Origin of the sequence: Pedobacter heparinus DSM 2366 (assembly GCF_000023825.1) — a bacterium.
GTDB classification, from domain to species: domain Bacteria; phylum Bacteroidota; class Bacteroidia; order Sphingobacteriales; family Sphingobacteriaceae; genus Pedobacter; species Pedobacter heparinus.
Map to the genome: position 1 here is coordinate 4,263,532 of NC_013061.1, position 23,374 is coordinate 4,286,905.

12 protein-coding genes are annotated in these 23,374 nt (G+C 42.6%); 3 read left to right on the top strand and 9 right to left on the bottom strand.

What is annotated here, in order from left to right; all coding sequences use genetic code 11:
* Positions 1-3: 3 nt before the first annotated feature.
* Positions 4-1,173 carry a sialidase family protein gene (locus PHEP_RS17830; RefSeq protein ID WP_015809383.1) on the top strand — a complete coding sequence of 390 codons (1,170 nt, stop codon included), beginning with the start codon at positions 4-6 and terminating at the stop codon, positions 1,171-1,173.
* A complete protein-coding gene (locus PHEP_RS17835) occupies positions 1,145-2,896 on the top strand; it encodes a sialidase family protein (RefSeq protein WP_015809384.1) in 1,752 nt (583 codons plus the stop codon). The genes PHEP_RS17830 and PHEP_RS17835 overlap by 29 nt, the downstream gene beginning before the upstream one ends.
* A 9-nt stretch (positions 2,897-2,905) precedes the next feature.
* Here the strand turns inward: PHEP_RS17835 and ppsA are convergent, their stop codons facing one another.
* Complete coding sequence (ppsA, locus tag PHEP_RS17840; RefSeq protein WP_015809385.1) at positions 2,906-5,344, bottom strand: phosphoenolpyruvate synthase; 2,439 nt, start codon at positions 5,342-5,344, stop codon at positions 2,906-2,908.
* A 126-nt stretch (positions 5,345-5,470) separates the two neighbouring features.
* On the opposite strand from ppsA, the gene PHEP_RS17845 reads away from it, so the two are divergent.
* Entirely contained in the window at positions 5,471-6,355 is an 885-nt protein-coding gene (locus PHEP_RS17845; RefSeq protein ID WP_015809386.1) for an AraC family transcriptional regulator, read from the top strand.
* A 36-nt stretch (positions 6,356-6,391) separates the two neighbouring features.
* Here the strand turns inward: PHEP_RS17845 and PHEP_RS17850 are convergent, their stop codons facing one another.
* The 8 genes from PHEP_RS17850 to PHEP_RS17885 form a co-directional block, all read right to left on the bottom strand.
* Positions 6,392-8,062: a sodium:solute symporter family protein gene (locus tag PHEP_RS17850; RefSeq protein WP_015809387.1), complete on the bottom strand. Its 1,671-nt coding sequence runs from the start codon at positions 8,060-8,062 to the stop codon at positions 6,392-6,394.
* 2 nt (positions 8,063-8,064) lie between these two features.
* Entirely contained in the window at positions 8,065-10,359 is a 2,295-nt protein-coding gene (locus PHEP_RS17855; protein ID WP_015809388.1) for an FAD-dependent oxidoreductase, read from the bottom strand.
* 15 nt (positions 10,360-10,374) lie between these two features.
* Positions 10,375-13,104, bottom strand: coding sequence for a hypothetical protein (locus tag PHEP_RS17860; protein ID WP_202901254.1), 2,730 nt, complete (start codon positions 13,102-13,104; stop codon positions 10,375-10,377).
* 124 nt (positions 13,105-13,228) lie between these two features.
* Positions 13,229-15,055: a glycoside hydrolase family 97 protein gene (locus tag PHEP_RS17865; protein WP_143715772.1), complete on the bottom strand. Its 1,827-nt coding sequence runs from the start codon at positions 15,053-15,055 to the stop codon at positions 13,229-13,231.
* A gap of 62 nt (positions 15,056-15,117) precedes the next feature.
* Positions 15,118-16,479 carry an SGNH/GDSL hydrolase family protein gene (locus PHEP_RS17870; protein ID WP_202901255.1) on the bottom strand — a complete coding sequence of 454 codons (1,362 nt, stop codon included), beginning with the start codon at positions 16,477-16,479 and terminating at the stop codon, positions 15,118-15,120.
* Positions 16,466-19,876: a hypothetical protein gene (locus tag PHEP_RS17875; protein WP_015809392.1), complete on the bottom strand. Its 3,411-nt coding sequence runs from the start codon at positions 19,874-19,876 to the stop codon at positions 16,466-16,468. The genes PHEP_RS17870 and PHEP_RS17875 overlap by 14 nt, the downstream gene beginning before the upstream one ends.
* 12 nt (positions 19,877-19,888) lie before the next feature.
* Complete coding sequence (locus tag PHEP_RS17880; protein WP_015809393.1) at positions 19,889-22,468, bottom strand: hypothetical protein; 2,580 nt, start codon at positions 22,466-22,468, stop codon at positions 19,889-19,891.
* The gene (locus tag PHEP_RS17885; RefSeq protein ID WP_143715773.1) at positions 22,465-23,364 is read right to left on the bottom strand and encodes a DUF5017 domain-containing protein; all 900 of its coding nucleotides are present in this window, start codon (positions 23,362-23,364) and stop codon (positions 22,465-22,467) included. Before PHEP_RS17885 ends, PHEP_RS17880 begins: the two co-directional genes overlap by 4 nt.
* Between the last annotated feature and the right edge of the window lie 10 nt (positions 23,365-23,374).

Below are 23,374 nucleotides of genomic sequence, written 5' to 3' on the forward strand. Positions count from 1 at the left end.
GGTATGAAAACAAAACTTATCCTGGCATCCGTTCTGATCATTGTGTCTTTCGGTTTAAGGCCTCTAAAAAGTAATGCTGCCCTCAACTTTGTATTTGCTGATACCGTCAATACAAAGGGCGGAAAGTTAACCACAAATGGAGTATGGATTGCTAAAAATGTGAAAGAAATAAATGGCTTAAAGATGGGCCCTTTTATAAATTTACCCGATGGGAGCCTGCTTACCGTAGACAGCATATACAGTTTTATAAGTAAAGACAATGGGAAAACATGGAAATCGTACCCTATTTTTAATGAACCGGATAAATTTGCCATCCGGATTGAAAGAGCACTGGTATATACCAAAAGTGGTACCATAATACTCGCTTTCGCAAATGACAAAGAAAAGGCAAACTGGAACTGGCAGAAAGATATCAGAGACTCTCCAGGGGCAATCTTACCAACTTATGCAGTAAGAAGTCTGGATGGAGGTAAAACCTGGACTAACCTTCAGAAACTGCATGACGATTGGACTGGAGCCATAAGGGATATGATCGAAACAAAAGATGGCAAAGTTGTTTTTACCTCGATGATGATGCGCCACAATCCCGGCAGACACGCTGTGGTAACTTATACCAGCAGTGATGATGGTAAAAACTGGAAAAGAAGCAACATTATAGACCTTGGCGGCGTAGGAAACCATGGAGGAGTAACAGAGTCCACATTAGAACAACTTCGTGACGGACGTCTTTGGATGTTATTGCGTACCAATTGGGGTAAATTCTGGGAAACCTATTCCAGTGACAACGGTATAAATTGGGGAGCTTACAAAGCAACAGATTTTGATGCCAGCTCTGCTCCCGGTATGCTAAAGCGATTAAAGAGCGGTCGTCTGGTACTCATATGGAACAGATACTACCCCCAGGGTAAAACGGACTACCCTTTAAGAGGCGGTGACAACCAGTGGTCTGAAGTGCCGGTAAGTAACCATCGGGAGGAATTAACCATCAAGTTTTCTGAGGATGACGGAAAAACATGGACGAAACCCACTGTCTTTGCAAAAACAACAAAAAAGGGCACCCAAATATCTTACCCCTATCTTTTAGAACGAAATCCGGGCGAATTATGGGTTACAACAATGTTTGGTGATCTTAGAGTTAAATTATATGAAAAGGATTTCATCAACAAAAATTAGACTTTCTTTCATTCTGTTATCCATTGGATTGATATCATTCTCTATCGACAGAAATTATGATAGTGGAATAGCTTCATTAAAAGATTCATTCCCGGAAGAAAACTCATTTGGAATGCGGGTAAGAAAAGTACCTAAAAAAGCCGGTAGTATTCATCAGCCAGTTATTGTTGCTAAGGGACCTGGCAATGAAGCGACCATATTACGTACTTCGCAAAACGAGATTAAAGTTTTTTTTGTAAACAGACCAGGAGATGCTAACAAACTCATGTCGGTTTCTTCTGCAGACAATGGATTATCCTGGACTGCAGCACGAAAAGAATTTGACCTGCCAGGACAGGCTTATTATGCCAACGCCCTACTTAAAGATGCCGAAGGCAACTTGCATTGTATCTTCCACATCTTCGGCGAAGGCAAAAACGGTTATCGAGGCAGGCATCTCAATTTGTGGTACTGCCATACGCTTAACAATGGCAAAGATTGGTCGGAACCAACAGAAATTTACCATGGTTATGTTGGTTCTATCAGGGGTTTCATTCAGTTAAAGAATAAAAGATTTTTATTGGTCTTTGCGAAGGCAATACCGGCAAGAAGCCAGAAACCAAGCAACAATAGTACTGATTATGGTTTACATGACATTGGTGCCCTTTATTCTGACAACATGGGAAAAAGCTGGCAATCTTCTGAAAATGATTTAAAAATACCCATAGAATCAACACAAACCACCCGATATGGCGGTGTTGAACCAAATATTATAGAACTATCTGACGGAAAAATATGGATGCTGATCCGTACCAATAAAGGTGTTACCTACCAGTCTTTTTCCACTGATTCAGGTACAAGCTGGCACCAACCAGAGCCTACAAAGTTTATTTCTTCAGACTCACCGGCCGCCACCTTGCGACTTGCAGACAACCGGATTGTTATGTTTTGGAACAGCAACCAGCGATGGGATAACAAAAGAACCTATGCACTTGGTGGCCGGGAAACACTACATGCTGCCATATCATCTGATGAAGGAAAAACATGGAAAGGGTTTAGAGAAGTACTCACAAGCCCATCGACAAAACAGATGGAAAAAGGTGACAGGGGCACTGCATATCCATCTGCCATACAATCTGCCGATGGGAAAATCGTATTGGTTTCGGGCCAGGCAGAAGAACGAGCTATTGTTAAGTTTGATCCAAACTGGCTTGAGCAAACTACGCAAACTGATGATTTTTCTGAGAACTTAGCCAAATGGACATTTTTTAATAACGATGGTTTGACAAGCATGGGATCCGCTTTTTCTTTAAGCCAAAAGGGATTGCTGATCCGTAAAACTGATGGAACTCAAGATGCCGTTTGGAATTTCCCAATAGCCACAAAAGGTAAACTGCTTATCAATGTCATCAGTAACCCTGGTAATAAGGGGATCATACTGGCAATAACCGACAATTTTTCGGTTTCTTACGATTCATTGGCATCCAAAAGTGCAGTAATTTATCACACCATAAAACCGCAAGATATGCCGTTTATGGATAAACCATTTAAAATCAGGCTGACATGGGATATGCAAAAAGGAAAGTCCTGGTTATACTTAAACGATCACCTCATTACTGAAAAACCGTTTGAACGCAATACCTATTTTGGCCTTAATTATCTACGTTTAGGGATACCAGGAGGAAACATACAAGATCATAATGGTTTTCTTGTTAGATCTGTAAAAATGTCCCCCTCCTGGTAAGATAACGTTTTAGCCCATCACTTTAACAGCCAATTTATCCTCGATTTCCTTTATTGCATTTACAGTTTTCATAAAGGAATCAGGAGTAACTGATATAGAGTCGATCCCTTCTTCTACTAAAAATTGTGCAAAATCCGGATAATCAGACGGTCCCTGTCCGCATATCCCAACTTTTACGTTCATTTTTTTTGCTGATCTGATCAGGCTGGAGATCATTATTTTCACTGCATCATTTCGTTCGTTGTATAGGTTGGCAACTAATGAGGAATCTCTGTCTAGCCCCAATATCAATTGGGTAAGATCGTTCGAACCAATAGAAAAGCCATCAATCTGTTCAGCAAATTGTTCTGCTAAAATTACGTTGGAAGGAACTTCTGCCATCAGATATACTTCCAGCTTATTTTGTCCACGTTTTAAGCCAAACTCTTCCATTGTTTTATACACCAATGAAAGTTCATCAACGGTTCTGCAAAATGGAATCATAACAATTACATTGTCCAGGCCCATGTTTTCGCGTACGTTTTTAATAGCTTTACATTCCATCCCAAAAGCCGCTTTATACACGTCCGAATAATATCTGGAAGCCCCCCTCCATCCAATCATCGGGTTTTCCTCAGCAGGTTCAAAATACTTTCCCCCTGGCATGTTATAATACTCGTTGGTTTTAAAGTCAGAAAAACGAACTACAACCTTATTTGGATAATAAGCAGCTGCAATTTTTGCTATTCCGTAAGATAGTTTTTCAATGAAATACTGCTCTTCGCTCTCATATCCCGAAATTGTTTCCCTGATCAGTGTCGTTAGCCCGGCATCTCCTAAATATTCATGTCCGAGAAGTGCCAATGGATGAATTTTGATGTAATTGTTAATAATAAATTCCTCGCGCGCAAGTCCAACCCCTTTTGCAGGATAATGGGCATAACGAAACGCAATATCCGGAGACCCTATGTTCATCATAACCGGAGTATTGATTTCTGGTAAATCAGAAATGCGATGTTCTTTCTTTGTAAAGGCAATTCTGCCTCTATATACAATACCGGTTTCTCCCTCTGCGCAGGAAACGGTAATTTCTTCGCTCGTTTTCAATATTTCTGTAGCATTATCACACCCTACTATGGCGGGCACCCCTAATTCCCGCGCAACAATCGCAGCATGGCAGGTCCTTCCGCCTTTATTAGTAATAATTGCAGCGGCTTTTTTCATCACAGGTTCCCAATCCGGATCAGTCATTTCGGTTACCATAATATCTCCTGGTAAAAAATTGATTTCATGAATAAGGTGTTTTTCAAGCCCCACCAAATTGTGTACCCTACCAGATGCGATTTTATTACCAACAGCTACACCAGTCAGTATAATTTTTTGCAGGCGCTCGGTATCATTAATCTGGTATTCCGTAATATAATCAACCTTGTTACGGGAATGTATGGTTTCCGGTCTTGCCTGTACAATAAAAAGCTCGCCGGTGATGCCATCCACCGCCCACTCCACATCCATTGGACACCAGTGACCTTTCAACTTTGTATAATATGCTTCAATCATCATCACCCAATTGCTAAGCTGAAGTATTTGGCGATCAGTTAAACAAAATCGTTTTGCATCTTTAACAGGTGTTCTGATCACTTCAACAGCTTTCCCTTGTTGCACTCCATAAACCATCTGTTCTTGTTTTTTACCCAGTTTTTTCTCTATGATAGCCTTAAATCCTTTTTTAAGCAGTGGTTTATAAACAATAAATTCATCAGGATTAATTGCCCCCTGCACAATCATTTCACCTAAACCATACGAACCATTAATAATGACAGCATCTTTAAAACCACTTTCCGTATCAATTGAAAATGCAACACCAGAAACGCCTATGTCAGAGCGCACCATTTTTTGGATACAAACAGAAAGACCAATATTAAAGTGACCGAAGTCAAAAGATTCCCTATAGCTAATCGCCCGGTCTGTAAATAGTGATGCGAAACAGTTTTTAATTGCAATAAGCAGCTTTCCAGTCCCTCTGATATTTAGAAAAGTATCTTGCTGCCCTGCAAAAGATGCGTCTGGAAGATCTTCAGCAGTTGCGGATGAACGGACAGCAACCCCCAGCTTATCTTCGTTATCACCTATCAATTTTCTATAAGCACCTGTAATTTCAGTTTCCATTTGTGAAGAAAACTGTCCGTTTTGTATCAATTGCCTGATTTGATTGCCGCATGATGACAGCGCTTTCAGCTGATCAATATTTGCCTGTTCAACAATATTTTTTATTTGTTGCTCCAAACCATTGTCTTTAATAAATTGGAAATATGCTGAACTGGTTACAATAAACCCATCAGGTATGTTTACACCTAAGGGCGTAATTTTCTGCAACATCTCTCCAAGTGATGCATTTTTACCACCTACTAAATCAATGTCCTCAATAGAAGCTTCAATAAGCTCCATCGTAAATATGTTACCTTTCATCTCTTAAATATTTAATACAAAGCTATACACCTGCTTACAGCTTCCTTTGTTAAATTTTAAGCAGAACTAATATTATATTAATAATATTAGTTCTATTTTTACTATTTTTATATAGATATAGTATAAATGAAGGATTTTATTGAACAAGTATTAAAAGCTACAACTTCTACAATCACATTGGCAGAAGGAAGCGCTTATCATGCACTGAACAACTTCCACAATCATCAGGAAATAGAACTCGTTTATGTTAGGTCGGGTGAAGGGACTTTCTCCATAGGGCATACCTCAAAAAGGATTTCAAGCGGCGCGATGATTCTGATAGGTACAAATATCCCGCACATGTTCAAATTTGAAAGCAACAGATATTATGATTATGCCATGAAACACGCAAAAAGAATTGTTCCACTGCAATTGTTAACCCTGCATTTTGATCCTTATAAACTAGGGAATGATTTCTTGAAGCTTCCTGAAAATATCGTTATCAAAGACCTGCTTGATAAAGCAAAGAAAGGTCTTTTAATTCCTGAACAAACAAAACTGGCTGTGATTGAATATTTAAAAAAAATCGAATCATCCCTTCATTACGAGCAGCTACCTTTAGTCTTACAGCTCTTAAACAAAATTGGTGTATCTGAAGAAATAGTGGGCCTATCAGCTTACAATGAAAAAAAAACTTTTAAAAAAATAGATGAAACCAGGTTAACCATGGTTTATCTATATACAATGGATAATTTTTATAAAGAAATCAAGCTGGAACAAATTGCCAATGTAATCCATATGGTCCCTAATGCATTTTGTCACTATTTTAAATCACGTACCGGCAGAACTTACTTCGATTTTTTGATTGCGGTAAGAATCGAACATGCCTGTAAATTGTTAAGGGAAAGCAACGACAGTGTAAATTCAGTTTGCCGCGACTCAGGTTTTAGTAATTTATCAAACTTTAACAGATACTTTAAATTGCAAACCGAAAAATCGCCTTTAGAATATCGGCGGAGTTTTAGAAATTAATCAAATCTTGCCAATACATGATGGCCAACTGCAACATCATGCCGCTTTACGTCTTGAAGCCCTCCAGGGAATAATTGCACCAAACATGATGACAATAGCAATGATAACCACTAACCCATTTCCTTTTGAAGTAATAAAAGCCAGCAGCAACAGTAAAACAGACATAAACAATAAGGAGAAGCTGATCATTTTTAAACCAAATACATTTTGCTTTTTTATCATCTGCAGCTCTTCATCGTCAATAGCTACAGCGGCCTGCTTCTTGTCTGCTTTATATACCAGGTAGTTCTCGTAATCCTGACTTACTTTAGTCTTTCTTCTGACGATCTCATAAATCAACAACATGAAAAACGGCAGTAAAACCCCCACCAACATTTCATTGGCCCTTGATAATTTATAACCATCTATAAAAGGTATGATCATCTTAAATACCACATTTACCGAAAGTGATATCAACGTGATATAAATAGTTGCTTTCCCGGACAGGCGCTTTGAAAACAGGGACCAGATTGGCGGCAGCAGTAACGGCCCTCCCGTTAGGGCCCCCACACTTAATGTAAACTCAACAATACCACCTATATAGGGAACGCCCAGCGCAATCACGATCATCAGCAGACCAAAAAACCAGGAAGAAGCCCGCGCTACGAACATTAGTTTTTTATCATCGGCATCAGGATTTACAGATCCTTTGTAGATGTCATTGGTAAATACTGCCGATACCACATTAAGTGCTGTATTGGCAGATGCCGAAGTGGAGAAATACATACCCGTCAGCATTAAGCCCAGGAGCCCTGCCGGAAGCACCTGTTTACAAACCATAATGTAGGCATTCTCGGCATCCAGTCCCGAAAGTGCCGGATTAATAACCCGGTAAGCCATCGGTGGCAACATCCAAAGCACAGGGCTTAAAATATACAGGCCGGCAAAAAGATAAGCTACCTTTGAAGCACTTTTAGGTGAATCTACACTGGTATAGCGCTGTACAAATGTCCAGTTGCCACCAATATAAAAGATATGGTATATGGCAAAGGCAAAGATAAAACCCCAGGTATATTCGCCATGAACCAGGTTGAAAAAATCATCCGGAGCTTTGTCTATAAAGCCCTGCACACCACCTACCTCGTTAAATACCATGGGCAAAATAATCAGCACCGCAGCTGTAAGCACTACGAATTGTAAAATATCTGTAACCATCACTGCCCATAAGCCGCCTATAGCCGTGTAGGAAATCATTAAAATTCCCAGCACAACTGTAACCTGCATCAGCGGATAGTCCAGTGAGCCAGAAACCAGTTTGGCCACAGAGTATAGAACTGACCCTTTAATAAATACTGACACAATGGTGAATATAAAAATGTAGCTTTTCTGAACATTGCTGCCCAGTCTTGCCTTGATAAACTCGGCTGCGGTAAGGTTGCCGGTGGCTTTCCACCTTGGCGCAAGGTAAAGACCGGTAATTAACGCGCCGATACACATCGTCCATTGAATAGTAACCGCTACCCATCCGTGTTGATAGGCAATTGCACCCCAGACAACAAAAGTTCCTGCAGAAAAAAAACTCATGAATAAGGATAAACCACCAATAAACCAGGGAACAGATTCGCCCCCTGCAAAAAAGGATTTTAAGTTTCTTCCCGTTTTGGAAAAACTGATGCCTACCAGCATGATGAAAATAGAAAAAACGACTACGACTATTGTATCTATCATGATTAAAATTGATTTGGTGAATAACATCTCAAAGAGAACAAGGACGCTGGTACATGAACTGATGGATGCGTCAATATAACTTTTAGTTTTTTAGTTTGTAAAGGCGTGTCAAATATGATTTCGTTCCTTGTATGATAATTGCCGGTTTTTTGGTAAATAACCTTTCCATCTCCATCTTCAATATGATAATCCCTTACGCAAAAAGGCATTACAGTTTCGGGATGTGTCATGAGTACCGACTCCATAGCATGATCTGTATCTGTGTCAAAGACCAGGTCAATCCGGTTAATAAACCTTGTCTGTTCCCATGCCAATTCAATGGCAGGCGCAGGATCACTGGGATCTGCCACCCAGGCATTGGGTTGTACGGTTGGCCGGTCAGTTCCGTTTCTGATATGGCCAACTACAAAAGTATGAATGGCTTGTTTAAACTGCAAAGCGATATTCTGGCCTTCCGGCCTCCTCTGTGGGCACCAAAACTCAAAACTCTCAACTCCAGATCCATCGGGAGCCAGCTGTTTGCCATTGTTGGAAACAGCCTTGTTCACTCCATTAAAAACAGAGAGCATACCGGTAATTCTTTGATCGGAATAAGCCAGCTGTACTTTGCTGTTGATCAGGAAGCAAACAAAAACATACTGCTCTTTATCCGTACTAATATCAAAACTTATATTTACTTCCTGTTCTCCCGCTTGCAGTTCTATGTGCTTTACTGCAAGAGTCGTATCAGGTGTAAAACCACCTGTTTTGTTGCTCACCCTTAATTCTACAGCCAATGTAGTAGGTATGTCGGCCCTCAGCAATACGCTAAATGATGGAAATTTACCGGCTTGTAAAGGTAGCAATTGGGCAGCAGCAGTAGAAAGTACTTTAAATATGCAATTTTGCCTGCTAAAACCTTTAAATTCCAGATTTGAGCTGGACCGCAGCCCTGCATACTGAAGCAGGTCTTCTTTATCTTCCCAGCTTACACCCGGAATATACTGACCCGTTTTTATCAGCTCCTTCTGTAAAAGCGGCAAATAGTTTTCCTGATACAATTCGGCTGGCAACTTTTTATATTTCAGACATAGCGCCGCTGCTACCGCCGCTGCCTGTGCCACATAAGCGCACGTGGCCATAACCCGGGTACCACCAAAAGCCACATGGCTAACACTGATGATACGCCCGGCAAGGAACAGGTTCTTGATGTTCCGGCTGTAGATGCAGCGGTAGGGGATCTGAAAGATGCCTTTGCTATGCCATTGATTGCAGGGTGATCGATCACTGAACACTCCATCAGCAGGGTGGAGATCAATAGACCATCCTCCATAGGCTACCCCATCACTATGGAGTTTTTGCGCTATTAAATCTGACTGCGAAAGGATATAGTCGCCTTCAAATCTGCGGCTCTCCCGTTTGCCAGGTATTGTCCCTACCCACTCCAGCGTATAGTTTTCTGCTTCAGGAAAATTACCTGAGTTTTTGATATAGTCCCACACCCCATAAATCACTTTCCACAGTTCCCATTTGATCTGTTCGGTATCGTGTACAGTATCCATACGCCCCCCATGTTCTACCCACCACAGCTTACAACCGTGCTCCTTTGCATTAAAGCTTTTATATCTTGGTATTTCTTTCTGAACATCAATTGCAAAGGCCGGTGCGGTAAATTGAACGGGTTTGCCCATGTCTTTTGTATAAAAATAAAGGGAATGCCCAAGCAGTTCACCATAGCTGGCATCTGGTGCCATCGGCTCATTAAATTCGTCAGCTAACTCTGCACCCATTCTAAATGCTGCCCCCGAAAGAAAGCCTGCAATACCATCACCAGAGGCATCGCAAAACAATGGGGCGCTAATTATATATTCAGTAGCATTCTGGCTGCAGAAAGCCTTTATACTGTCAATCTGATCTGCTTTAATTTTATTTACTTCATATACGGCAGTGTTAAGCAGCAAAGTAATATTACTTTCCTGTTTCACTTTGTCCAGCAGGATCATGTCTAATATCACAGGGTTCCCTTCAGGATTTCTATAAGTATTTTCTACAAGCAGTTCATCTATGATGCCCCCTTCCCTGCTCCAGCGGTTGTTATTGCCCATGTGCGAAGTAGCACCCAGTATCCAAAGCCGGACCTCGCTGGATGCATTACCCCCCAAAACTGGTCTGTCCTGCACAAGCACTACTTTTAAGCCCTGCCTGGCTGCCGTTATTGCAGCGCATACCCCAGACATCCCGCCACCAATTATGGCAAAATCTGCATTATACCTTTCAATTCTTAAACTGCGGCTTTCTTCTGCCTCTTTTCGTATCATTACTTTATTTTTTAGTTATCTGCCTAATTCCGTTTCTTTTGACCTGATCAGTTTTCCATGGATATCTGTTAATTCCAGGTAAAAACGAATTGGTTTATCTTTATCAACGGGCAGGGTAAATTCAAATGGGTATTCATTTTTATCGATCACCTGTTTCCTTTTCCCATCAATCTTATAAATCATCCTGGCCTTCCTCCATCTGGTATCGTCTTCCTGAAGAAATACAAAAAGTTTTTGTGCATAAGCACCAAGCTTAAACAATAAGGCCTTTGTATCTCCCTCCGGGATATGTGTATAATCGCTCCTTTCATCTTTTTTCACATTCAGGATCTGGTCCTGAAAACCACTGCTGATTTTTACACCGGCAATAGCCACAGCAACAATACCACCCGCAGGAACATTGATCCGGAAAGAGCCGTCTTTTAAAGGCAAAGGTTGCTCAGAAGGATATAAAATGCGCAAACCGGTATTGTCCGAAAAATTAACCCTCGAGGGATCTATAGAAACTTGTGTACTTACTTCCTTCTGCGACTGGTTCATAAAAGCCAGAAATAGTGTATCTCCTTTTTTTGCACTGATATAGTTTAAAGCAATATCATCTATGTGCAGCAAACGGGATGGCATCCACAGCTGAACATTTTCAAACTGAAAAAAACTGCCCTTTTTAGCTCCGTAAAACTTATTCTGCAGATAAGCATAACCCTCTATATAATCACTTGGAAAGTCAATCCTGCCATTGCTTTTTACATAAGCATCTGAAACCAGATAATCGACAAACATAGAGGCCATTGGCAGAATATGATTGTAATGAAAGGAGTTTACACTCTGGTCTTTATGTTCATGAAGTGGAAAATCTACTTTTTCATAGGCAGTAGTCCTTTCGGTGTTGATATGATAACCCGGAAAACTTTCGGAACGCCCCACAATAGAAGCTTTGGCTACATTCATCAAAAAAGGATCTTTTGTTTGATAGCCTATCCTCAGCAGCCAGGGTGCATAGGTAGACATAAAAATAGCGCGGTGACCAGTTGAAGTACCTGATGATTCAGGTGTTAATCCCATTTCAGAGAGTCTCCATGCAGGGACTTTTTCTTCAGGGTAATACATCTGATGGTGCCCTTTTGATTTCAGGTACCAATACATGGGTGCTTTTCCCCCTTTATTCACTGTAATCGCATCATTTGGTATGGCAGGGGCCATCCAGGTAAACAAGGTATAATGCCTGGCCCCGTCCCTTGCTGCCTCCAGATATCGCTGATCGGCAGTAAGTTGATATAACTCCAGCAGGGCCGACCAGTTATTGGTAAATGTTGGCCAGAAAAAATTGGAGCTGAACAAGGGATCACCAAATTGGCTTATCCTGGTATTTACTCTTTCTTTCAGATATTGGTCTGCCAGCAACTTACTTAAACGCAAATAAGACGAATCGGAGGTCAGCTTAAACATAAACATTGCATTTACCCAGTTCCGGCCTTTCTGCTCCTCATCAAGATTTCTGACGCGTGCAGTTCCAAATTCCTTTTTTGCCATGGTAGCATAAAAAGAGTTGTTCTTACCAAAAACATCAGACAATACCTGTAATTCGGATAGGGGAGCAATCGGGCCCCTTAGTTTTCGGGAAGGGGATTGGATTTTCTGATTGCTGTCAATCGCAAACAGAAATTTCTCGCGTGACAGCATAAACTCCATTAACGGGTATGCCCTTTTATCAAACATCTCCTGATCATCCCTCACAATAGACAGTTCCAAAGGGTTCAGGCTCGAAACATTTTTCACTGCCCCCGGTACATCTGTAGCATAAGCAAAGCCTTTCAGGCTATCAATAAACCAGGCGTAGCGTGTTTTCGAATAATCAATCAGGTTATCCAGAGTTGTATTCATAGAAACAGTGGCGTTGCTCCGGTAATCCTTAAACCCGAATACAGAGGTTGCTATCTGCTCATATGTTTTAGTGATACTCAATGGTTCAACAATAAGGCCCATCGAAAACTCAAAAGAATGTCCTGCCTTCATCTGCGAATTCATTCCACCCGGCATAGGGGCAAAAACCTGGGGCTGTAATTCAGATCTGTCATTCAGCAATGCAATTCCAAACTGGCTGTTACTTAGCAGCGGCAAGGGCTGAAAAGGCAAATACCTGGAAGCTGTCAGTACGCCTATTGAATTGTTCCCGTCATTTACCAGCGTAGTGGGTATTGTTGCCATAAAAGACGCGGTAAGATAGGGTTGCAATGGAGCCCTTTTTTCTGTCCAGATCAGCGGCTGCCATAGTTCATCAACATCACCATTTTTAAAAGAGGGTGCCCCAATATACCCTACACTATAAAAGCCGTCTTTTTTAGGTATAAATAAAAATTCTATCCTGGGATAAGGTGTACCACTTTTGATGATCCATGCCTTTAGCCTGAACATGGCATGTTCCGGAAAGATAAAGCAGATGGAATCACCGGAATTTACTGTTTTGGTTGCAGTAAGAAAGTATGTTTTTCCTGCATGATAGATATTGGCTGTTCTATCTTGCTTTGCACTCCTCAATATTTTATCATCAAATCCATCGCCGGCAACACTGGCGCTAACTGACTGCTGATGATAATCAGCCAGGTTAGGATCACTTGTTTTCCAGGTTGGGACATTGTAGGAAACTTTTTTTAACCCTGAGGGTTTTAATGCCAGCTCTGGATCTTTTTCGTTGCAGATTACTACAAAATCGGGTTTAAACAGGTACGTTTTACCCTTTGAGCTCATTTTAAACCCCTTACTGTCAGTTGTCTTTTGCCCATTCGCCTGCATACATGAAAAACAAGCAATTGAAAAGCAAATGATTTTAATATAAGTGTTTATTGTACTGCTTACTATTTTCATAAATACACTATTTATCTTTCCGTTTCAAATGGACTACAAAACCTCCCGCAGGGGGAATGGATATATTCTTTTCATCTAACATGGCAGGAATTACCGATGAAGCGGAAAATGCACCCTTAGCATCGCAGATAACAATTGCCGTATAGGCCGACAGGTCTTTTATAAAGGATAGATCCAGGGTTATGGAATTTTCTGCAGCAAGCCCGTTAATTGCGGCTAAATACCAGTCATTCCCTTTCTTTTTGGCTGCAATGGCGCAATGGCCTATCCTGCTTCCATTTAGGACCAATGTACTGTCCCAGGTTGTTGGTAAATCCCTTATCAAAGGAAGTATAGGACGATATAAGGTATCTTTTAAAAGTGTTACCGGATTTTCGGCAATGCATTGAAAAGGTGAATCAAACAAATAAAGTAGGGCCAGCTGATGCGTAAGTGTTGTTGCCCCTCTTTTGGAAAAAAGTCCAGGTGTATAATCTGCAGGTCCCATGATAAACCTTGTAAAGGGCAACGCCGCATTGTGCCATGCTGGAATGGGTTCATTCATGATGTTCAGTTCCATTCCCCTGATACCTTCCCTGGTCATTTCATTGGGATAGGTACGATACTCCCCTGTAGAGGTCTGGCAGCCATGAAAGTTGACCATCAGCTTTTTTTTAGCGGCAGCTTTTAAAAAGCTGGTCTCAAAATCTATCAGCTCCTTTGCTTCACTGTTCATGAAATCTATTTTAATTCCTGCAACACCTAAACGGCCCAAGGTATCCAGAAAAGCATCACGATACACCACATCCCTTAAAAACTTGGAATCCTTCCACACCCAGACCTTTATCTTTTTTTTACGGCCATATTCTACCAGATCTTTCAGCACCTCCCATTTTTGTTTCCATTTTTCCTCCCAGCCATCGTCAATTAATGTATAGGTATAATTTAGCCGGGCAGCGGCATCGATGATACTTTTTTCTGTAACAGGATCCAGGTAGTTCCCATCCTTTGTAATCCAGCTCCAGGCACTTTTTCCCGGCATTATATAATCCGTATTTTTAAACAAAGCACTATCGGGGTTTGCATTTAATGTTTCAACCAGGGGTTGATTAACCAGCTCATTCAGGTTTGCTGCCCAGCCGATGATGCGCCAGGGGGTAAAAGGAAACTGGTTCGGCTGGACATAAAAACCTTTATCTCCTTCGGTAAAATCTACCGTAAGACTGTTTTTATTGGCTTTAAGCCGCATCCCGCTGTACCCCTGCAATGCAGCTTCTGCAATAAACAAATAACTTTTATCTGCCAGCTGGGCCACAACAGGCTTTCCCTGTACAGGGCCAGTAGGGCTAATTTTATCCAGACTGTCAATTCGCGTTTCAGTCCACAAGCCGGCGTAAGATTTAAGCTTCCAGTTATTTGTGCGCTCAAAGAACCAGGCACCTGCACTTCCATCCAAAACAAAACTCGTTTGCTCTGCTGTAATGTGTACCTGCTTAGCAGGTAAATGATAACGGATAGCGCAACCCTGATCAAATACAGCAAACTCAATCAGGCTTTTGCCAATGCCAATCCGGTAACTTTTGTATGAAACATTTTTAACCTTATAGTTGTGACGGAGCAGTGAAAAGGATTCTGCTATGCTATTGCTGCTGATCAGTTTCAGTTTAGCTGCAGGATTCAAAAAGGGCCTGCCTGCAATACTTAAACCTAGATGAGAAGCATGTATTAGCGTCCTGTTTTTCAAAGAAAGCGTATAAAAAAACCCTTTATCCCCCCCCTTAAAAACACGAACCGTTAAAGAAGATGAGGGACTTTTAAGTACCAGAACCTTTTCCGCACAACGGACGGAATGCATAAAACAACTTGTTAAGCACAACACAAGCCCAAATGTTATTCTTATTTTCTTACCCATCTGTCTCATTTCAGTAATGTTCCTCTCAATAAGATCCGCCCCAGGTAGGCCACTGTCTGATCGTATTTTTCTGGGTGCTCAATTATATCTGCTCTCTTGTCTTCAGGCAGTATCATGAGTTTATCAGCCTTTTGGCGAGACAGAACGACCTTTACCAAATGGATGCCTTGTGGCACATTAACTACATCAAACTGCCCCCGGTATCGGTTATTGCAATAGCTGTTGAACCTGTTCATAATTTTTACCGGTTTTCCGTCTATAATCCATTCCAGCTGTCCAGCCTCTGGTCCGCCTATATCAAATACGCCCAACATATCTCCCTTAAAACGAAAACTAAAGGTAGCTCCGGGCGTACTTGCGGTAAACACGCTTGAAAACCAGGGATTGAACTTTTTAAGATTAGGATTGGCATCTGTCGGCATTAATTGCCAGGCATTGTCCAGCCCCTCCAAAGCCGATGGGTCAACCATCGTTGCCTCATCCCAGGCTGCTGTAATTAATGGTTCCGGTAGTTCCTTCTTTTTTAATTGTTTTGCTGCCGCTATTTTTTTGAAGGCGCGTGCTATAGCCGCTGCATACAGGTTCCCTCCTGCCGTTGTTGGATGAATTCCATCCTCAGAAAACAAAATTTTACCCTCATCAGTCTGAGTACCTTTCCAGACCAACTTCCCCTCTGCTTCCAGGCTCGCCGCCTCCATACCTAAATTAACAGCAGGAAGGTTGTAATGTATGCCAACCTGTTCCAGCCCTTTAATATTTGGCGGTAGTTCATTCTTTTGATAAAAAACTGTCTGACCGGTTAAAATAGTGTAGATCAAACAAATAGACGCATTAGGGTTTTCTCTGATCGTTTGGCGGATCATCCCCTCCATCCCGGGAGCATAGGCGCCATTAACTGCAAATTCTATAAAAATAAGATCAGGCCTATGGTTGAGTACCTGTTCTTTGATCCGGAAAGCACCCAGTTCCGTTCCGGTACCGGAGACCCCCGCATTGATCCATTGAAACCTGGCCTGAGGATAAGCCTGCTCGAGGTACCTTGCTGTCTGGAGGCGGTAGCCAAAATTTGCCTGGGTGATGCTCCCCCCGATAAAAGCGACCACAACCTTTTTACCTTGATTTACCTTTTCAAAAAAACCCGGAAAACCTCCCCTGACATTGCATTCCAACTCATTGTTAAAATTACCAGGTTCAATGGCTGGAATATTGAAAGCAGAAACCTCAAAATAAATCGGAGAAGCTCCAGCCTGAGAAGCCGCAATCTTATCGCGGTCACCTCGTGCTGGCCCGGTTTGGGAAAATACTGTAGCAGACATCATTAAACAACCAAGTAATATAGTTCTTACTGCAATTTTATTCATTGCCATTGAGTACAATTTTTTTTGATTTTGTTTTTCCATCATCGCTTTTAAAAATAAGTTCCAGTGTTGCACTTTCACCCATAGCCAGTTTGTTAAAACCCCATTCATAAGGATACTGGTTTATTTCCTGCACCTTATTATTACAGTTAACCTTTACAGAATAGCCATTTAAAGGGGCCGTTTCTGCAAATCCGTAGCAAGTATCCCATCCAAAGGGAGAGCGGATGCGGAACAGGAATATCCGGCCCCAGGGCGCCCCAAAGTCTATCACTTTCATCCCGTCCTTAACCGGCTGATATTTCTTTAATGCTGGTATCGCTGCTAAGGGAATGGAAATTGCCCTGAATCCCTTTGCAGGCACAACAACATCGGCTTTTGCCGCTTTAAAATCCAGCGAAATGGACTGACCATCCGGCAGATAGCAGAGCCCTTTCCCTTCTTTCAGTGCACCTGTAGCATCACTCCATTGTATAGTTACTTTTTGTTCAGTCCCGGCCTCCGAGGAAAGCAGGATCCAGAAGTTTTTATCGGAAACTGCTGTAACATAATTCATTCCCGGATGCTGAATACTGACCAGGCCTTTATGCATACGCAGTGTCGCTCCTGCCTCTCCAAAAATCTTTCCTTTCCCACCGCCATATACCCGGTTATTAAACCAGACAAATCCTTCCTGCTTACTGTATGGGAACATTACATTTCCGTTAGAGCGCTGTATGGTTTCTGTGATCAGGTAATCAAGACTAAATGCAATATGCGGAGGGATGTGGTGATAATAAATAGAGCTCACATCTGGGCCTTTATAAGGGAAATCTGCCGACATAGGCACATCTGTAAAGCCGGTAGCATAATAGCCTGGATAATTGGTATAACGACCTATAACCGCGTTACGGGCATAGGTTTCGTAAATAGGCTTGTTTGCATATTGGAACACGCGCAAAAGGTGTGGTGCCCAACTGCTCATAAACACGGGATGAACAGTCTGGCCTTTTACCCTGGTAAAATAAGTACTGGGCTGCTCCAGTCCCAGACCTACAGGCGACACGAGCCATTCCGGAACTTTCTTTTCCTGTACATCACCTTTTTCTCTGGGGAAGCCCAAGCGGTAAGGCCGATTGCCTTTCCACCAGATACGTGTAACACCATCGTAGTGATTCCCCTGATGAATGGTTTGCAGACTGTCTTCCACTTTGGGATAGCTGCGTATTCCCGCAATGGTAAAGTAAGCGCCGTATTCTGCAGCTTTCAGATATTTTTCATCTTTTGTTGTCTCATACATATCCAGCAAATCCCACCAGGGTGCATAAAAAGTGGCATTGTAAAAAGGGATATGGCTAAGCAACTTATTGGTATTGTTATATATTTTATGCTGAATAAAAAGATCTGCATCTCTTTTTGCCAGTTGCAGCCATTTGGCCTGTCCGGTAAGCCGGTAAGCCCAAAGCGCCTGGTTCCAGGGAAGAAAATCGGTCGAATAACCCTTTACTGCTCTCAGGCTATCTCCCGGCAATGCTATACCTTTCAGCCAGGGATTCAACCCTTCCAGCAAACGGTCTAAACCGGCGTAGTAAGAGGTGGTAAACTGGGACCTAAAAGGGTTCAGTTCCAGCGTTTTTCGCGTGGCATTAAATGCTGTTGGAACAATGTCAGTGGCCCAGCGGTATCCGCTCCTGGAAAGTGTAAATTCTATTGTTGGCAGCGACCGGCTAATGTAAAATTCTTCGTCATTTTGCAGTACAGAGAGCGCAATATTAGTCAGCGGCGTAGCATTTACCACTGTAGGAGCTGTTTTAGGATCTCCTTCGATATCATAAAAACCCTTTAATCCTGGAGCCCAACCTGCAGCATTATCATTTTTAACCAGTTCAATCATGCTAAATACTGCATCGGTAAGCGAGGATTGTTCCTGTTTTCTGTAATCCTTTACCTCAAATACCTCCTTCGATACATAATCCATGGCCGAGTCCCAGTTGCCGGCCCTTACACCAATAACAAACCTTCTTTCAATCAGCTCACCTGCGCTACATTTCGAATCGTTCATTCCCAGCACTGGTGAAAACATAACCGGCTGTATCTGGTTGTTATGGTTTTTTAGTGTAAACCCCGCAGGGGCATAATCTACCGACCCCCAGTCCTTTTTAAACAATTCAGGACCTGCGGCAACGTAGCTCGAAAAAATACCTTGTTGTGTTTTCGATGAAACTATGGCAAGCGGTTGCTGCATCATAGAAGTGACCATCATCTGTGGGCCATCAGAGAGCCGTTTATATTGAAACATCGGCGCCATCAGCACGTTTTCCAGCTCCTGATCAACAACAGGTTGAAAGGCTGCAACACCCATGCTGTAATATCCCGGCCGGGCAACCTTACAGATCAGACGCAGATCAATATGCTGTTGTGCAGGAAGTAGCGACCAAAGGCCGGTGATGCTGGAACCATTGCGGGTAACATACTGTACTTTCAGGATTTGCTTGTCAATAGTTTCTGCCGATACAGGAATGGCTTCACTAAGATTCCCAGCTTCAAAAGGATCCATATCAGCGCCCGGCTTTTGCACTGCATGCTTCCGGCCATTAAAAACAAAATAGGCGTTCGGTGTTTGGCTGTCCCAGGTCGGATAATACTTAATAAAGCGGACGGCAGTAGCATCAGTACTGATTAAAAAGATCCTGTGGTCTTCCATGTTTGGAATGCCTGCCTGTTGCCACCGTCCGTCCTTTTTTACTTCTGTTTTACAGGCAATAGCCTTATGATCCGCACCCGTCCTTACAAATTGTACACGTAAGGCGTCGTTTTCAATTCCTGCAATTACCTTGTCTGCAGGGCTCAGTTGCAGTGAGGGGCTTGTGCGCTTCTTTTCTTCGCTAAGCACTTCCTGTAGGGCAGGAGCTACTTTCCAAGACAGAAGCACCTTCTTGTCCAGGTTATTTGGATTAAGGGTGCTATCCTGTACAAACAGGATGGCATCACACCTGCCAAAATTAAAATTGTGGAGACGTAGCAGCACATTGCTACTCTTCAGATCTGCATACCCCAAACGTTCCCAGGCATATCCGGGCTTCCCATGTCCGCCCGCTTTTTTTAACCTGGCATTCCCAACTGAAAGCTGGATCAACCGGGTTCGCGGAGAGGTTTCAAAATCAGGGGTCCTTATCCAAATGGTATAGCGGCCTGCCTTCCCTATGTTCATTACGGTTAGCGCATCGGATGTGCTGTCCAGCTCCCCTTCCATAAACCTTAAAATGTTGCCACCAATGCCATCTTTATTTACTTCAGTAAACCATTTACCCTTAAACTGGAAATCGGTTCCCAGCAACAGGTATTTTTCCTGCTGGGCTATAGCCGTTCCTGTTATTAAAAACAAGAATGCTGTTAGCAATAAACATAGGCCGGTTTTCTGGTACATCTTCTTTAAGATTTATTTATATTTAAGTGCATAGACCTGCAAGCCATAAGGTTTTATTTCGATGTGATCACCTATAGAAAAAGGAAGCTTTGAGCCTGAAGCAGAAAGGCGCACAGCAGTTTTCAGGTCCAGACTATACCCTTGAATAAAACCTGACTGGTCTAGGTGAATAGCACCTTTCTGTATTTCATCATCGTTATTCAGTACAAACAGATAAAATACCTTATCCTGCTTATTCATGGCGCATAAATAGTCCATATTGGGATTGTTTAATGACACGAGCTTTTCGATTAAAGTCAGATCCCCCTGCTGATCAAATATTTTTCCCTGCCGGAACCCAAATGTTTTATGTGGGCCAACCTTAGGTGCAAGAAAACCTGAAGGAAAATCAATCCGCCCCTGCGAGCGCAATGAAAGTTCGGCCATCAGGTAATCGGTGATCCACCCTATCTGCCACCAGGCATGATGAGGAAAAGGCCCGGCACCCTTGTTCATAGCACTCCAGTAATAAGATGCAACTCCTGTGGCCGGGTCTACAAAAGCATTCTTACTCAAAGCTGCTGTCCTCGCCATTTTAAGATACAGGGAGTCTTTTGTCAGTTGAAAAAGCCTGACAAACATGCCTGCATGACTAGCCAGTAAAATTGGGCCGCTGTTATTAGCAGAGCCTAAAACACCCCCATGTTCAAAACTTAGACCTACCTGGCTGATCTGCCAGTCCTCCAACTGCCTTGCTCCATTTTTTTTGCCCTTCCGATCAGGAATCGGATGGGAATATATGGAAGTTGTGTAGAATTGGGCCGTTTTAACAGCAGCCTGTTTAAACCTTGGTTCTTTTGTGATCTCAAACAGATCCAGCAATGCCTGGGCGCTTTGACCGGTTGCAAAATCGGGTGCAAACCTGGCATCTCCGCAAACTCCTAAAAAATAACCTTGCGCTACCGCATTTCTAATATACCAGTCGGCCGCCTTTACAGCGGCATCCAGATATTTTTTATCCCTTAGTATCTGGTATGCAATCAGCAGCCCGTAAAAAGTAGGCCTATAATCTTTCAGGTCCTCAAACATGGGTTTCTGCGTGTGGTTGTTGTAAGCTACTTCCCAATAACCTTCCGGCTTCATTTTAGTCAGCAGCCAGTCGGCCGCCAAACGGATCCCCGATTTGAGCTGCTGATTGCCGGGTTCAAATAAAGACACATTTCCCATATCCTGCAACATATAATAGGTGGTCGCTATTGGCTCGGTATAGGGGCCCCATTCTTCGGTAAAGCGTTTTGAACGATAAAGATAATATTGCCCTGCAGCTGCTCCGTTAAAAAATCCAACGGCTGTATTTTGCTGTGCCAGTTTAAAGTTCAGTGCATCTTTAAGCCGTTTATGGATAAGGACAGAATCCTGTGTAATATTGGCCAGCATCCACATTGCACCATAGTCGGCATTTTTTACGGCATCTTTTTCCGATTCATATACTCCACCTAAATATTCCTGGGCACCAATAGTACCACCGTTATAGTCAAAAGTCCGCCAGCGGGAAGTACTGTCCTTTTTTACATAGTTTAAAAGCTGTAGCATGCGATCAGATAAGGACTGCTTGCTTTGTTTTAAATGCAGCAGTTCATCAAAGCGGTAAACATCATTCACTATATGCTGGTATACCTGGTACCAGTTTGAAATATTGATGGTGTACCTGAAACTGAACGAAATGCTTTCCCCCTTTTTTAAATAGGATTTTTGCTGCCCCAATACCGGATGATATAAGGTTGGGCTCAGTTGCTCCTGACGGTTAATGAGGGACAGGCCAAGTAACCAGTTCGACTGGGTAGATCTATCATATTCCCATGGGTCCCTGCCTGTTCCCGGCTCGGCTGTAACGGCCAGCGTAATCCCTTCTTTATTGGTAAGCATGGCCGTAAGTGCTGCTGCTGTTCTTTCTCTTACAACAACTGGTCTGTCAGGAATTCCGTGGCCATAAGCATAAGCATCAGTAAAATCGCTGTTGATTGTGTTGCCCTGAAACACGCCGGGAATACAGCCCCATTCAAAGTGGTTTTTATCATTTGCACTAACTGCCGGACTCGCTATTGAATAATACCCGTCCTTAACAGCTGTTAAGCGGATAGAAACGCGAAGATCATTTTTGTAGACAGGGTCAAGTTTCCAGGTAGCTTCAATGGTGGCGACATCTGTTTTTTGTTGAAATACGATGGTATTCCCAACTTTTTTATACCCTTGCGGATAAAATAATATGGAACGCCCTTCTTTATTCAAAGAAACTGCAGAAGTATTGGCTTTCCAGGTAGGGATGATATAACGGTACTCCGGCTCAGGAAACTGAATTTCTTTCCCGTCCTTATCTTTAACCTCAGAGTCCATCTTAGGTTCACCTGCGCTGTAAAGCAGGGTATATTGCCCCAGTGTGCCCGACAATGCGCGCCATCCATTTTGGCCTTTCACCGATAGCTGCTTTATTTTATACCCATTGCCGGTATCTTCCCAATTCAGACGAAGCACCTGATTTGTCAAAGCAGCTTGCTGGGCATAACTATTGCCTGCAAAAGCAATCAGCATCACGATTAAACTGTTCAATCTCATTGGGTAATGTTTAATTCTATTTCCTTTACAACTGTTGCTGATCGCTCCAAATTGGCATTGGTTGCCACAAACGTCACTTTGTAAACGCCAGCCTTGGTATATACCCTGGTATAATTGGTCAGGTTTTGGGAAATGTTCTTAATGGATTCCCCTATATCTGGTGTAGTACTGTTGGGATTAAACTGTTTGGTTACCACCCAGTCGTCATCCAGTTCAGTGCTGTTCCTTACGGTAAGCAGCTGGGCCGAGGTAATGCTCCAGGTGGTAGCAGGACCACTAAAGTTAAAAGCAGTCCAGCCCGCCGTAGCCATGGTAGCCAGCACGGTTTCTTCTCCCTGCTGGTTGGTGCTCTTAAGATCAAAAGAACGGACTACCCAGCGGTTTTGCTGTGCTTCCGGCTTTATAACGCTGGTCTTATAAGCCAAAGCCAATACCATGCTTTTATTACGTGCAGCAAAACTGTTCAGGTCAATGTTCCCCGAAGGCGTCTGGTCCAGACCGGAAGAAAGAACAGCCTTATCAGTAATGTCTTCCCAGGTAGCCGCCCTAACACTTGCAGCATCATATTTTCCACTGAAATCGGTTGATACATATACCTTTATTACAGACTGGTCGATAGGCATGAGCCCGAACTGGGCGAAAGTCTTAAAATTGAGGGAAATGGAATTTCCTTCCACTACGGTTCTTTTTCTAAACTCATATTTACGGCCTACTTCACCCGACCAGAATACAATGTTCTCCGGTTTTCCGTTTATGACAAACCGCACAGAATCACCTATTTTATAACTGGTTTTTTCCGGTTCAACGGAAAAATCATCCGGAGCAGCCAGTTCATAGGTCTTCTGGCAGGAGGCCAGAAAAAAGCATACGATAGATGCAATTAATAACTTATTCATCTGATACAAT

Excerpts from the sequence above, each read along its gene's own strand:
- PHEP_RS17860 (WP_202901254.1), bottom strand. The coding sequence starts at position 13,104 with ATGAGCTCAAAGGGTAAAACGTACCTGTTTAAACCCGATTTTGTAGTA.
- PHEP_RS17850 (WP_015809387.1), bottom strand. The coding sequence starts at position 8,062 with ATGATAGATACAATAGTCGTAGTCGTTTTTTCTATTTTCATCATGCTG.
- PHEP_RS17855 (WP_015809388.1), bottom strand. The coding sequence starts at position 10,359 with ATGATACGAAAAGAGGCAGAAGAAAGCCGCAGTTTAAGAATTGAAAGG.
- PHEP_RS17885 (WP_143715773.1), bottom strand. The coding sequence starts at position 23,364 with ATGAATAAGTTATTAATTGCATCTATCGTATGCTTTTTTCTGGCCTCC.
- PHEP_RS17865 (WP_143715772.1), bottom strand. The coding sequence starts at position 15,055 with ATGCATTCCGTCCGTTGTGCGGAAAAGGTTCTGGTACTTAAAAGTCCC.
- PHEP_RS17830 (WP_015809383.1), top strand. The coding sequence starts at position 4 with ATGAAAACAAAACTTATCCTGGCATCCGTTCTGATCATTGTGTCTTTC.
- PHEP_RS17835 (WP_015809384.1), top strand. The coding sequence starts at position 1,145 with ATGAAAAGGATTTCATCAACAAAAATTAGACTTTCTTTCATTCTGTTA.
- PHEP_RS17875 (WP_015809392.1), bottom strand. The coding sequence starts at position 19,876 with ATGTACCAGAAAACCGGCCTATGTTTATTGCTAACAGCATTCTTGTTT.
- ppsA (WP_015809385.1), bottom strand. The coding sequence starts at position 5,344 with ATGAAAGGTAACATATTTACGATGGAGCTTATTGAAGCTTCTATTGAG.
- PHEP_RS17880 (WP_015809393.1), bottom strand. The coding sequence starts at position 22,468 with ATGAGATTGAACAGTTTAATCGTGATGCTGATTGCTTTTGCAGGCAAT.
- PHEP_RS17870 (WP_202901255.1), bottom strand. The coding sequence starts at position 16,479 with ATGGCAATGAATAAAATTGCAGTAAGAACTATATTACTTGGTTGTTTA.
- PHEP_RS17845 (WP_015809386.1), top strand. The coding sequence starts at position 5,471 with ATGAAGGATTTTATTGAACAAGTATTAAAAGCTACAACTTCTACAATC.